We start from the raw sequence: 13,458 nt of genomic DNA on the forward strand, positions 1-13,458 counted from the left end.
TTTATGTTGACTTTTGTGACAATTTATCAACAAATTAAAATCTAAAAATTAATTAAGTTTGGCGGAATGTATTTTATTGATTTAAAAAAGGGTAATTCGTGGATGCTAAAAATTTAGAACTTGAAGAATTGTTTAGGGAGAATAGGAACGATTATCTCACCTATGAAAAATTGGTTAAATATATCCAAAAGCAGCCAAATTCAAGCACGGCAAAAAAAATTGGCTCTTTGGTTAAAAAATATAAGGTGAAGCTTTTTTCGGCAGCAGAAATCGCGCAAATGCAAAATATCGAGGATGAAAAAAGACTCCAAGAAGAAAAGCAAAAGCTGCAAGATGTGAGCCTGGAGAAGGAATTTGACCTTGCTAATGAAAATGACTTGCTGGAGTGGAGTCGCTCGGACTCGCCTGTGCGCATGTATTTGAGGGAAATGGGGCAAATTTCTTTGCTGAATAAAGATGAAGAGGTGGAAATTTCTAAAAAAATCGAGCTCGGAGAGGATATTATCATCGATGCTTTCTGCTCTGTGCCTTATTTGATCGACTTTATTTTGGATTATAAAGAGCCTCTAATTAACCGCGAAAGACGCGTGAAAGAACTTTTTAAAAGCTTTGACGATGAGGAAAAGAGCGAAGAGAAGCTTGAAGATATAGAGCTTGAGGAGGATAATGAGGGCAATGATGGGGCCGAGGGAGAAAGCACGGAAGATAAAAAAGCAAAAAAGACCAGTAAAAAAGAGGATGAGCGCACTCTGAAGGTAGTGGAAAAATTTAAGGCCCTAGAAAAGGCGAAAAAAGAGTGGCTTAAAGTTACCAAAGATACAGGAAATAGTGATGAAATTTTGAACAAACTTAGCATCGCTTTTAAGAAAAATATTCTTAAAGAAAAGTTGATGGATTTGGGCCCCACCTCAAAGCTCATCAGCGAAATCGTCAAATCCATAGAAACCGCGCTTAAGAGTGATGATGAATTCAACAAAGAACTGAAGCGCTTGGAGTATCGCTTGCCGATGTTTTCTGATGAGCTTAAAAAAAGGCACGCAGATATTTTAAAAAACATAACAAAGCTCAGTAAGGAGGAGATTGCGGAGCTTGCGATAGAAACGACTATGGTGAGTACCTACATGGAGATCAAAAAGCTCTTTCAAACCAAAGAGGCGAGCAAAAAAAGCTTTGATTTGAAAAAAAGTCGTCTCAAAGAAATTTTAGAGCAAATCAAAAGGGGTAAAAAAATCTCCGATGAGTCCAAGGCCAGAATGGCGCGATCCAATTTGCGCCTTGTCGTTAGCATAGCCAAACGCTATACAAATAGGGGTTTGCCCTTCTTGGATCTCATCCAGGAGGGCAACATCGGACTGATGAAGGCTGTGGATAAATTTGAATACAAGAGGGGGTATAAATTTTCTACCTATGCGACTTGGTGGATAAGGCAGGCGATTTCAAGAGCCATTGCCGATCAGGCAAGGACGATTAGAATTCCTATCCACATGATAGAAACGATCAATCAAATCAACAAAATCATCAGAGAGCATTTGCAAAAAAGCGGCAAAGAGCCCGATGTCGATGTCATCGCCGCAGAAATGGGACTTAGTGTCGATAAGGTTAAGCAAGTGGTCAAAATCACAAAAGAGCCCATCTCGCTGGAAGCACCCATAGGCAATGAGGACGATGGTCGATTTGGCGATTTTGTAGAGGATAAAAGCTCGCTTTCGCCTATGGATAACATCCTAAAAGATGACTTGAAAGAGCAGATTGATGAGGTGCTTGATCAGCTCAATGACAGGGAAAAAGCGGTCATTCGTATGCGTTTTGGACTGCTTGAGGATGAAAGCGACAGAACTCTCGAAGAAATCGGCAAGGAGCTCAATGTAACCCGAGAAAGGGTGCGTCAAATAGAAAGCTCAGCGATTAAAAAACTCAAGCACCCAAAAGTGGGCAGAAAACTTAAAAACTACATCGAGGGCTGGAAGTAGCCCTCAAGCCTAGTGGCAGCCACATCCGCCGCAACAACTCGACTTTTCAGCAAAAAATGCATCAAGCTTTGCGATATCTGGCATTTGCGTGATTTCGCTCACAAGCTCCTTGTATGCGATTTTGCCATCCTTGATCACAAAAACAGCCCTTGCCAAAAGCCCCTCTAAAGCACCATCGGCAATCAAAACGCCGTATTTTTCTCCAAATTCTTTAGAGACAAAATCGCTTGCCACGGTTATATTGTCAATATTTTCCGTGCTGCAAAATCTCCCCATCGCAAAAGGCAAATCCATACTCACAACCACCACTTCCGCGCCATTATAGCTTGCGATTTTTTGGTTGAATTCCCTCGCCTCACTCGCACAAACAGGCGTGTCAAGGCTTGGCACGGTCAAAACAATCTGCACCCTGCCCTCCTTTGCAATCTCAACCGCACTCAAATCCTTAGCCTTTAAACTAAGCTTAGGCGCTACCTCACCCAGCGCAACCGAATTCCCCTTAAGCCTCACGGCATTTCCTTTAAAGGTTACCGACATTTCATCTCCTTAAAATATTGAAATTCTCATTCCGTAAAAAATGCTAACAATTAAAAGTTAACATTTTTTTTAACAAAGTCCCGCTTCGGTTAAAAAGCAAGAGGGTTGATAGTGGATTTTTTTATGATTGTCGTATTTGGCATAAGAAAGATAAAGACTGTTTTTCGCCCTTGTAACTGCCACATAAAAAAGCCGCCTCTCCTCCTCCAAACTCCCCCCAGCGCCCATCAGCTTTTTGTTAGGAAAGCGATTTTGCGCCAGATCTACCACAAAAACCAGCTCAAATTCCAAGCCCTTGCTCGCGTGGATGCTTAACAAATTCACCCCCTTGCCACGACTGAGCTCGTTAGCGCCTAGGGTGAGAAAATTGTAATATTTATAAATATCGCCATAATCCTTAGTCATATTTTTCAAAGTCGCCATCCTCGATGCTATTTTTTCTAAGTTTTCGCTCTTTTTTAGCAGGTCCAATTGCCCAGCCTTATTGACGGCCTTTTTGCTGGCAAATTCCTCGCAAAGCTCCCTAAAAAGCGGATTATTGATGATGGAATCCACAAGCTCTAGCGGGTGTTTTGAGGGGTCAAGTTTTTTTAAAAATAAATAAATTTGCTCCAAATTTTTCGCGCAAGATTCGTTGATTTTAGCCAAAGAAAGTATAGGATGGCCACTAAAATCGCTCTCAAGCTTGAAGCGATCGGCGGAAGAAAATTCCTCCAAATCCGCAAAAAGCCCCAGTTGCATCTTTCTTTTTTCGCAAATTTGCAGCCCCATCTCCCCATCAGGCTCTAAAAATCCTCTCGCCAAACTCCCCCCACCAAGCCTCAAAAGCGTGTCAAAAATTTCCTTGGCCAAAACCCCGCCCACGCCCTTAGTGTGTCCCATCAAATGGATGAAGGCCATGATATCCTTAGGATTAACCACAAGGGCTAAAAACGCGCAAAAAGCCTTAACCTCTAGGCTCTCAAAAAAGCTCCCACTCCCCCTCCTCACGCAAGAAATCCCCCGTTCCCTCAGAGCCACCTCCATCCCGTCCGCGCTGGAATTGTTGCGAAAAATCACCGCCACCTCCTCCCAGTCCACGCCGCTTGCAAGTATCATTTTGGCGATGTTTTGATACTGCGCAAAAAGCTCGTCAAAAACGAGCAGAGTCGGCGGCTTGAATTCGTCCTTTCGCGTTACGATGAGCTCTTTGGGATAAAGCCTTTCGTTGTTTGAAATGACCTTGTTTGCGAGGGCTAAGATGCTTGAGGATGAACGGTAGTTTTTGTTGAGAGAAAAAATTTTAGCGTCCTTGAAGCGATGTTTGAAACCACCGATAATATTAATATCCGCGCCGTTGAAGGCGTAAATGCTTTGATCATAATCCCCCACGCAAAACAAGCTTTTACTCCCAAAAGCCTCAATCAGCGAGCTTTGAAGGGCGTTGGTGTCTTGATATTCGTCCACTAAAATTTCCTCAAATTCATATTTTTGCGTTTTTAAAAGCTCTTTAAGATTGATAAGCAAATCGTTAAAATCCACATAATTGAAGCGTTTTTTTTCCTCCTCATACTCCCTGAGTATGTCCTCGTAAATGGCGGCGTAAATGCTGTGAGTGTCGTAATTTTCACAAAACCACGCGTGAAAATCCTGCCCCCTTGTTTTATTTTGAAATAAAGAATACACATCGTATAAAAAGCTTGATTTGTAAGGCTCTAAATCGTCCAAATGCCTGAAATTTCTTTTTTCATACACGCTTTTTAAGAGGGTTTTCAGTTCGCCGGCCTGTTTGAGGGTGATGTTGTGATTGTTTTTTTTCAGCAAAGTATAAGCCGTGCTGTGAAAGGTGCCGGCCAGAATTTTGCCTGTGATTTTTGAGTCAAAATAACGACCCAGCCTAGCGATCATTTCTTTGCTCGCTTTGTTGGTGAAGGTCAGGAGCAGGATTTTCTCGGCCCCAACTCCCCGCTCCAGCAAATGCGCAATCCTAGCTACTATGGTGGAGGTTTTGCCCGTGCCAGCGCTAGCGATGATGAGATTGTGCCCAAAGTCCGCTGTGGCCGCTAAATATTGCTCTTTGTTGAGTTGGGAAAGTGGCATGAGGATCCTTAAAATTTGGGATTATAAAAAAAATTGTTTAAAAAATGAAATTTTAACCTTCTTGTAGTAGAATGCGGCCTCGTTTGAAAATTCCCGCGTAAGGATTATGGATGAATGTGAAGGTTTTTTCTATACTGGTTGGCATACTTGTTGCTTTGATTGTGGCATTGGGCGGGACTTATTACTATCTTTTTGAATACCCTAAAACACAAACACGCCAGGCGATCCAAAACCACGCGCAAAATTCAAACCCATCCAGCACTCAGGCATTCAGCGAGCCATCATTTGGAGAAAATTCAACCAACGCAAGCGGTCGTTTTGATGGGGGGGTTTCAAATTCTGTCATCGCACCGCAAAATGATGAAAACAATACGGCGCAAAGTCAGGCCCCTGTGCAGACCCCTATGCAAACTGCTGCGAGAGAGGACACGCAAGACAATATCAACCAGGCCCCGCCGCCTCCTAAAGCTAAAATTTCCAATGAAGAAAAGGCAGAAAGGCCGACCACCAAAGAGGTGAAAAAAGAAGAGAAAAAGCAAGAGAAGAGGCAAAGCGATAAACAAAACAAACAAAAAACCGCACTCAGCACCATTAAAGAATACCAGCAAAGGGGCAAGGATGGTCGCCTTGAACCTGAGCTCAGCTCTGAGACGATTAAGGTTTATGTGATGGATGGCAAGGCTTTGAGTGAGTATAGGATCGGGCTTTTGAAGGATATGCTAGAGCCCATTCAGCTGCGCTCAAAAGACTATAATTTAAGCGTTTTCATCCAGATGCTGCCAAAAAATGAAATGAACATAAGCATTTACAACAAGGACATCATTTTTTCCAACATGAAAAAGTCTTACAAGCACATTGACATCGGGCAGATCGCTCCCCATCTTAGCGATCCAGAAAGCCTAAATTCCAACATCAAAAGAGAGGAAGTCATAGAGCGCATCGCCTTTAAGGTTGAAGAAGATGCGAAGGGCAGTGATTTTTCAAAGCATATTAAGGGTCTCAAAAAGGGGCTTGAAACCGCTCAGTATTTCTTTCCTTTTTGTGAAATCATCGAAATCAGCACCGCAGGCAAAAAATAGGCTCAAATTTAGAGAGTTCTCATGTATGATAAGGGCATAGAGCAAAGATATTATCGACTTTGTGAGGAGAGAGGCTATTTTGAGCCTGATGCGAATAGGACCTTGCAAAAGGAGGGTAAGCATTTTTGCATCATGATGCCCCCGCCCAATGTCACGGGTGTTTTACACATAGGACACGCGCTGACCTTCACCCTGCAAGACATCATGACGCGCTACAAGAGAATGGACGGCTACAAAACTCTTTATCAGCCCGGGCTTGATCACGCTGGCATCGCTACGCAAAATGTGGTGGAAAAGCAGCTTTTAGCGCAGGGTATCAAAAAAGAAGATCTGGGCAGGGAAAAATTCATAGAGAAGGTTTGGGAGTGGAAAAATCAAAGCGGCGGTAAAATTTTAGAGCAGATGCGCGCCCTTGGCATCACACCTGCTTGGTCAAGGCTTCGTTTTACTATGGATGAGGGGCTAGCAAATGCCGTTAAAAAAGCCTTTGTGGAGCTTTATGAAAAAAAATTCATCGTGCGGGGCGATTACATCATCAATTGGTGCACTCACGATGGCGCCCTGAGTGATATCGAGGTGGAGTATAAAGAAAACAAAGGCAAACTCTACCACATCAAATACCCCCTAAAAGATAGCGATGAGGCCCTCATCGTAGCCACGACAAGGCCTGAGACCTTTTTTGGCGATAGCGCTGTGATGGTGCATCCCAAAGACGCGCGCTATCAAAATTTCATCGGCAAGGAGGTGCTCCTGCCCCTTTGCAATAGGGCGATAAAAATCATCGCTGATGCGAGCGTGGATAAGGACTTTGGCACGGGCGTGGTCAAGGTAACCCCCGCTCACGATATGAACGACTACGAGGTGGGGCTAAGGCATGGCTTGGACTTCATTTGCGTTTTTGATGAGAGGGGCATTTTAAACGAGCGATGCCTTGAATTTGAGGGCATAGAAAGGCTTGAGGCTAGGGGTAAGATTGTGGAAAAGCTTTGCAATCTGGGCTTCATTGAAAAAATAGAAGATCATGATCATCAAGTGGGCTATTGCTATCGCTGTGATAACATCGTCGAGCCCTACATTTCCAAGCAATGGTTCGTCAAAAAAGAAATCGCCCAAAAAAGCATCGAAAAAATAGCCGCAGGCGGTGGGAAATTCTACCCAAGCCACTGGATCAATAGCTTCAACGCTTGGATGAGGGATCTCAAGGACTGGTGTATTTCAAGGCAGCTTTGGTGGGGGCATCAGATCCCCGTTTATTACTGCGAGTGCGGGGCAGAATGGGCAGACGAGGGCACTCCCTCCCACTGCCCGAAGTGTCAGGGTGGGAATTTCAAGCAGGATGAGGATGTGCTTGATACTTGGTTTAGCTCGGGGCTTTGGGCGATGAGTCCGCTTGGCTGGGGCAATGAAGAATGGGGCAAAAACGAGCTTTGGTTTGAGGGGGATTTGGAAAATTTTTATCCCAATTCCCTGCTGATAACGGGCTTTGATATTTTGTTTTTCTGGGTGGCTAGGATGCAATTTTTAAGCACGAACGCCCTAGAAAATTTACCCTTCAAGCACATTTATTTGCACGCTTTGGTCAAAGACGCGCAAGGGCGAAAGATGAGCAAGAGCCTTGGCAATGTCATCGATCCTAGTGCTTGCATTGAGGAGTATAGTGCGGATATTTTGCGCTTTGCTCTAGCCCTGCTTGCCGTGCAAGGACGGGATATAAAACTCAGCGATGATAAGCTTTTGCAGGTGAGAAATTTTACCAATAAGCTTTACAACGGGGCGAATTATTTGCTTTTGAATCAAGAAAAATTTGAAGATTTGGAGGGGCTTCAGGTCCAAAGTGGTCCGGGACGCTACATCCACGCGAAATTTATGAACTGCATAAGGCAAACACGGGAGAATTTGGACAACTATCGCTTCAATGACGCGGCCAATGTTTTGTATAAATTTTTCTGGGACGATTTTTGCGACTGGGGGATAGAGCTTAGTAAGGCGGATAAGGGCAGCGTGGGTGAGCTTGGCAGCATTTTCAAAGAAGCGCTTAAGCTTTTGCATCCCTTCATGCCCTTTATCAGCGAGTATCTCTACCACAAACTCAGCAAAAGTGAGCTTGAAAGCAGCCCGTCCATTATGATAAGTGCCTATCCAAAGTGTGGGGATGGGGATGGGGAGATTGAGCAAATTTTTGCCCTTTTGATTGAGAGTATCGTGAGTTTGCGCCGTGCCAAAAGCCTGATGGATTTGGGAAATTCTAAGATTCAAAAGGCCTTTATTAAATTCAACAATGAGCATTTTGAGGAAAGGATCGCCCCTTATCAAAATTTCATCACCCTCCTTTCAAAATGCGAAAGCGTGGAATTCATCCGACAAAGACCCGCAAAATCCCTCTGCGATGTGAGTGAAAACCTAGAAATTCACATAAAGCTTGATAATATAGACCTGAGCGTGATCTTAGCGAGGCTTGAAAATCAAAAGAGCAAACTGGAAAAAGAAAAAGCCAAGCTCGTCGCCATGCTGAGTAATGAAAAATTTGTAGCCAAGGCTCCTAAGGAGGTCATAGCGCAAAACGAAGAGGCTCTTGGCGCTTTGGAAATTCGGCTTGAAAAGATAGAAACTGAGCTTGCAAATTTAAGGGGATGATTTGATCAAAATAGAAAATTTAAAGAAATATTACGGCAAAGATTTGGTCATCGATGGGGTTTCTTTGGAGGTGAAAAAGGGTGAAATTTACGCCATTGTCGGGCATAGCGGGGCGGGTAAATCCACGCTTCTTAGGTGCATCAATGGGCTTGAAAACTATCAGGATGGTAGGCTGGAAGTCTTCGGTCAAGAAATCAAAAATTTGATCCAAAACAAGCCCAAAGAGCTTAGAAATTTGAGAAAAGATATGGGGATGATTTTTCAAAATTTTGCCCTGATGGAGCGGAAAAATGTCTTTGAAAACATCGCGATGCCGCTAAGAATTCACTACACGCAGTGCAAAATCCACTCCAAGCTCTTTCAAAAAGACTATATGAGCGAGGATGCCATCAAAAAAAGGATCGGCGAGCTTTTAGACATTGTGGGGCTCAGTCATAAGGCAAAATCCTCTCCCAGAGAGCTGAGTGGGGGGCAAAAACAAAGGGTTGCCATCGCTCGTGCCCTAGCACTCAATCCTAAAATTTTACTCAGTGATGAGGCGACTTCGGCGCTGGATCCCAACACGACTAAAAATATTTTAGAGCTCATTTCAAAAATCAATAAAGAACTTGGCATCAGCGTGGTTTTGGTAACGCACGAGATGGATGTGGTCAAGGAAATAGCGCAAAAGGTCGTTCTTTTGGAGCATGGTAAAATCATAGGTGGTGGCAAGATCGATGCGCTGTTTTTAAAGCCGAATGCGAAAATGAGGGAATTTTTAGGCGAGAGTGATTTTTTGCCGGATACGGGGCTGAATGTCAAGCTTTATTTTCCTAAGGAGGTGGCGCAAAATAGCGTTATCACGCATATGGCGAGGAGCTTGGATATTGATTTTAACATCGTGTGGGGAAAGATAGAAAAGCTCAATAATGCTGCCCTAGGGAATTTGGTGATCAACATCAATCCTAAGGATAAGGATAGAATTCTTGCTTGTCTTGAAGAGCATGGCGTTTTGTGGGAGGTGGTTTGATGGGTGGATTTTTCAACCGTGTGGCGGAATTCATCGCTAGCGTTTCGTGGCAGGAGATCGAAGAAACCTGCATCAACTCGCTATTAAATTTTGGACAAAACTATGAAAATATTTTAAAACAGGCTTTAAACGAGACGATTTATATGAGCTTGATGTCTGTTTTTGTAGGATTTTTATTGGCGATTGTGCCGGGGATTTTACTCACAATCTGGGGACGCGGTGGGCTCAAAGAAAATCCCGTGGCTTACGCTGCTTTGGACTTTATCACAAATATTTTACGCGCCTTTCCCTTTCTCATACTCATCATCGTGCTTTTGCCCTTGTCAAAAATCATAGTCGGCACAAGCATAGGCACAAGCGCTATCATTACGCCCCTAGCCATAGGGATAGCGCCCTATTTGGCGAAGATGCTTGAGGGCGCCTTTAAGGAGATCGATAGGGGTGTCATCGAGGCGGCAAAATCCTACGGAGCAAGCGATTTTCAAATTATTTTTAAAGTCATCTTCGTCGAGGCCCTACCCAACATCATCAGTGGACTCACGCTAACCCTCATTTTTACGATAGGCTTTTCAGCACTAGCAGGAACCATAGGCGGGGGGGGGCTCGGGGATGTGGCCATCCGCTACGGCTATGAGCGCTTTGACACTGTGATAATGATACAAACGGTCATCATCCTGCTGATCATGGTGCAGATTGTGCAAATTTTGGGCAATATCTTTTACGCTTGGGCGAAAAATTGCAGAGAAATGCTCATTGTTTTGAGCTTGGTTGGGTTGGTTTTATTGAAATTGGTTTTTGATTTTTGTTGTCATAGTAATGTGGAATTGTGATTGATTCATTTAAAAAAGGTAGCTCATCAATCTAATGTATAAATTTGTCTCATACTCTTCTAAAATGGCGTCAAAATGACACATAAACTAACTTAAAAAATTTATCTCATTTAAGATTATTGGTTTTAGCTTGAGAATTTGCTATTGATTTGCATGATGGATATAAAGGCTCTTCTGTGGTGAAAAACAATTTTGATTTCAGGCACTTCTTTAAAACAACTCGAGCTTTCTATGTCCCCAAACATAGATTTTCTAATGAATTTAGAATAAATTTAATATATGAATCAGCTTTTTGATAATATCTTTTAATTTTTTAAAAATTCACTCGATCAATTTTTTAACTTCGTCAATGATTTTAATTCATCAGTAATGCAAAAAACAGTCTCTTTAATGAATATTGTGTGATTTGGGAGTTATTTTAAAAAACAAGTGATAATTTAAAATACATTAAAACATTCTCATAAAATCAATTAAAAAAGTTTGTATCGCCAAAAAATTAGAGCAAATACATTTATCAAATCACAAAATTAAATTGTCAAATTTTTTCATCAATTAAAATTTTTTGCAACAAAACCTTAAAACTGCAAAAACATCAATATATTTTTTATTTGACTTTCGCAATTTCACACTGAAACTTCTCGCATCATCGCGATGCCTCACATTCTCCAGTTACAAAGATGAAATAAAATAAGAAATATTTCGATCTCTTTTCTGGTCAAAATCCGCACCGCTTTCATAAACTTAAAAAATTAAAATTTTAAAATTAAATCTTAAGCACTAAAAATTCCATTCTTAAAAATGGAAATTTTATTCTAAGTCAAAAACTAACTCCCATTCAAACAAGAATAAAAAAACAATATAATCGCTTCAATCAAATTTCGTATAAAAATATTTTTTAATTTAACTTATCAAAAAGAAAAAATGATCTCATTTGCATCTTGCGCTATAATGCACTCGAGTTCGCCAAAAATCAAGCTTTATCTTGCAAAAACACGGTCGCATCGGCTCCAATAATCTTTCACCCATAATAACAATACTAAAAATACACTCAGAGTCCTCAAATTATCATTATTCTTTGCAGCTATTTCACAACACTGCTTAAATCTCCACAAAACCTTTATTTTTAAAACAAATTCAAAACGAAGCATCAAGGGAGAAAAGTGGCGGACAGAGAGGGATTTGAACCCTCGAGACCCGTTTGAGATCTGCACCCTTAGCAGGGGTGTGGTTTCAGCCGCTCACCCATCTGTCCAAAATAAAGGCTTGATTATATGAAAAATACATAATTTCAAGCTTAAAACTGGACCCTACAAACTCAAATAAGCCAAAGCCAGAGTCACGAAAAAGCCCAAGGCTAAGATAGCCAATTGCCTACCCCTATCCCTCTTGCTAGCAAACAGGGTCATCATCAGCCCCGAAAGATAAAGCAAAAATAAAACCACCCCAAAGCCCACCGCAAGGATGGAAAAATACCACTTCCCCTTATCCTTATGAAGCATGATCATATCGCCCAGCAGGCTTCTGGTTTTGAGCACGACCTCATAGCTACCATTTCCTTTATCCATCATGCTCACACTATAATGCACACCCCCCATAGTGAGCGGGACATCATCGCCCCCGCCCCGCCCCTTTTTCAGCTCGGTATCGTTTGGAATTTTGAGCCCATTTTCCTTTAAAAATTTCACAAGCTCCTCGCCCTCCTGACCGGGAGGGATATTTTTTTGCATCGTAAGGCTCTCTTTTTTGATGCCCGTGTCTTGATTGAAGCCAAAAATGTAGGCCAAGCCCGTCAACGCAAACAAAAAAGCAACGGGTAAGAAAAAAAGACTGGTATAAATATGCATTTGTCGAAAAAATTTGTTCATCGCCTTGCTCCTTGAAGTGAAATATGAAGGGATTTTAAAGCCTTTATGTGAAGCTAAAGTGAAATTCAAGCCATCACAATGCAAAAGCAAGTTATAAATTTAAAGTGCTAAAATCACCCCATGATCGAAAGGCACGCACGAACAATCATCATCCTACTGCTCGCACTGGACTCAGTCGCCCTCTTTTTTGGGATTTCCACCCTAAGCATCAGCCAAAGCGAGGCCGAAATTTACTTCGGCAAGGAGGGGCTACTTTACCATCTGACCCACTTTAGCACCCTTCTTTTCGGGCAAAACGACCTCGCCCTGCGCCTACCCTTCGTTTTTTTCCACCTCTTAAGCTGTCTCCTGCTCCTCCTACTCGCCGCAAAAATGACCAAAACCAAAAGCGATAGAATTCTAGCCCTCCTGCTCTTCATCCTTTTGCCCGGCACCATCGCCAGCGCCCTACTTGTCAATGAAGCAGGCCCCGTGATCTTCCTGACCCTTTGCATATTCTGCGCTCACGAATACGGCAAAAAATGGCTGTTTTACGCACTTTTGATTCTGGCTTTTTTCGCGGATAAATCCTTCATCATGCTTTTTTTAGCCTTTTTTTTGTTTGGAATTTACCAAAAAAACCCCCTCCTCAGCCTCCTTTCCCTCCTGCTTTTTTCCCTAAATTTAGCCCACCACGGCTTTGATACGGGCGGGCGTCCCAGTGGGCATTTTTTGGACACTTTAGGCATTTTTGCCGCCTGTTTTTCGCCCTTAATTTTTCTCTATTTTCTCTATGTGATTTATCGCCTAGCCTTTCAAAAAGACAGGCCTGCGCTTTGGTTTTTGATGGGCACCACTTTCATTTTTTGCTCCCTGCTTTCCCTGCGCCAGAGGCTTTTTTTGGAGGATTTTCTGCCCTTTTGCGTCATTGGCACCCCCTTGTTGGTTAGGACCCTGATGCAAAGCTACCGCGTCCGTTTGCCCAAATTCAGGCTAAAATACAGGATTTTTATGGAGTGCGCTGGAATTTTTCTACTCGTTTGCTATGTTGTGATCATGAACAATCAGCTTTTATATCATTTCATTGACAAGCCCACAACACATTTTGCCCACCATTATCACCTCGCCAAAGAACTAAGTCAGGAGCTTAAAAAAAACGGCATCAGCGAACTAAGAGTGGCTAAAAATTTACAAAAAAGGCTAAAATTTTACGGCATCAAAGACAGCGATGTTTTTTATCTCAGCCCCATAAATTCGAGCGATAAACCCAGCGCTACGGGCAAAGTTATCCGGCTAAAATTTGGCAAACACGAAAAAATTTATCAGGTCAAATCCCATGAAAAAAGCCTTTAGCCTTTTGGAGCTAGCGATAGTGATGAGCATTTTTGGAGTGATGGCTAGCGTTTTGCATTTCCACTTCACAAACAATAAGCCCTCAGAGGCCGCAGCGGCCATACTCAACGACCTGCGATACAC

At 42.5% G+C, this 13,458-nt stretch carries 9 protein-coding genes, 1 tRNA gene and 1 pseudogene; 7 read left to right on the forward strand and 4 right to left on the reverse strand.

The features are described from left to right. Positions 1 to 98 precede the first annotated feature (98 nt). Entirely contained in the window at positions 99 to 1,970 is a 1,872-nt protein-coding gene (gene rpoD / locus Q4A73_RS02700; RefSeq protein ID WP_303205899.1) for an RNA polymerase sigma factor RpoD, read from the forward strand. Positions 1,971 to 1,979: 9 nt separating this feature from the next. Here the strand turns inward: rpoD and tpx are convergent, their stop codons facing one another. Beyond that, positions 1,980 to 2,507, reverse strand: coding sequence for a thiol peroxidase (gene tpx / locus Q4A73_RS02705; RefSeq protein WP_303205900.1), 528 nt, complete (start codon positions 2,505 to 2,507; stop codon positions 1,980 to 1,982). A gap of 69 nt (positions 2,508 to 2,576) precedes the next feature. Next, positions 2,577 to 4,586, reverse strand: coding sequence for an ATP-dependent helicase (locus Q4A73_RS02710; protein ID WP_303205901.1), 2,010 nt, complete (start codon positions 4,584 to 4,586; stop codon positions 2,577 to 2,579). Positions 4,587 to 4,696: 110 nt separating this feature from the next. Between Q4A73_RS02710 and Q4A73_RS02715 the strand changes: the two genes are divergently transcribed. The 4 genes and pseudogenes from Q4A73_RS02715 to Q4A73_RS02730 form a co-directional block, all read left to right on the forward strand. Next, positions 4,697 to 5,665 carry a hypothetical protein gene (locus tag Q4A73_RS02715; protein WP_303205902.1) on the forward strand — a complete coding sequence of 323 codons (969 nt, stop codon included), beginning with the start codon at positions 4,697 to 4,699 and terminating at the stop codon, positions 5,663 to 5,665. A gap of 21 nt (positions 5,666 to 5,686) precedes the next feature. Next, positions 5,687 to 8,299 (forward strand): valine--tRNA ligase, encoded by a 2,613-nt coding sequence (locus tag Q4A73_RS02720; RefSeq protein ID WP_303205903.1) that lies wholly within the window; start codon positions 5,687 to 5,689, stop codon positions 8,297 to 8,299. Position 8,300: 1 nt separating this feature from the next. Then, a complete protein-coding gene (locus Q4A73_RS02725) occupies positions 8,301 to 9,308 on the forward strand; it encodes a methionine ABC transporter ATP-binding protein (protein WP_303205904.1) in 1,008 nt (335 codons plus the stop codon). Continuing rightward, a pseudogene (locus tag Q4A73_RS02730) lies at positions 9,308 to 10,108 on the forward strand (methionine ABC transporter permease); the annotation flags it as partial. The gene Q4A73_RS02725 and the pseudogene Q4A73_RS02730, both read left to right, overlap by 1 nt. Positions 10,109 to 11,299: 1,191 nt before the next feature. On the opposite strand, the gene Q4A73_RS02735 reads toward Q4A73_RS02730, so the two are convergent. Both Q4A73_RS02735 and Q4A73_RS02740 read right to left on the reverse strand, forming a co-directional pair. Further along, positions 11,300 to 11,390 (reverse strand) — tRNA-Ser (locus Q4A73_RS02735). Between the two features lie 55 nt (positions 11,391 to 11,445). Further along, positions 11,446 to 12,036 carry a PepSY domain-containing protein gene (locus tag Q4A73_RS02740; RefSeq protein WP_303205907.1) on the reverse strand — a complete coding sequence of 197 codons (591 nt, stop codon included), beginning with the start codon at positions 12,034 to 12,036 and terminating at the stop codon, positions 11,446 to 11,448. Positions 12,037 to 12,123: 87 nt separating this feature from the next. On the opposite strand from Q4A73_RS02740, the gene Q4A73_RS02745 reads away from it, so the two are divergent. Together Q4A73_RS02745 and Q4A73_RS07335 are read left to right on the forward strand one after the other, a co-directional pair. Beyond that, complete coding sequence (locus tag Q4A73_RS02745) at positions 12,124 to 13,335, forward strand: hypothetical protein (protein ID WP_303205905.1); 1,212 nt, start codon at positions 12,124 to 12,126, stop codon at positions 13,333 to 13,335. Continuing rightward, positions 13,319 to 13,458, forward strand: a 140-nt coding sequence (locus Q4A73_RS07335; protein ID WP_368492644.1) for a type II secretion system protein, incomplete at its 3' end; no start/stop codon positions are given. The genes Q4A73_RS02745 and Q4A73_RS07335, both read left to right, overlap by 17 nt.

The sequence above is a fragment of the Campylobacter sp. genome, assembly GCF_030528245.1.
Taxonomy (GTDB): Bacteria; Campylobacterota; Campylobacteria; order Campylobacterales; family Campylobacteraceae; genus Campylobacter_D.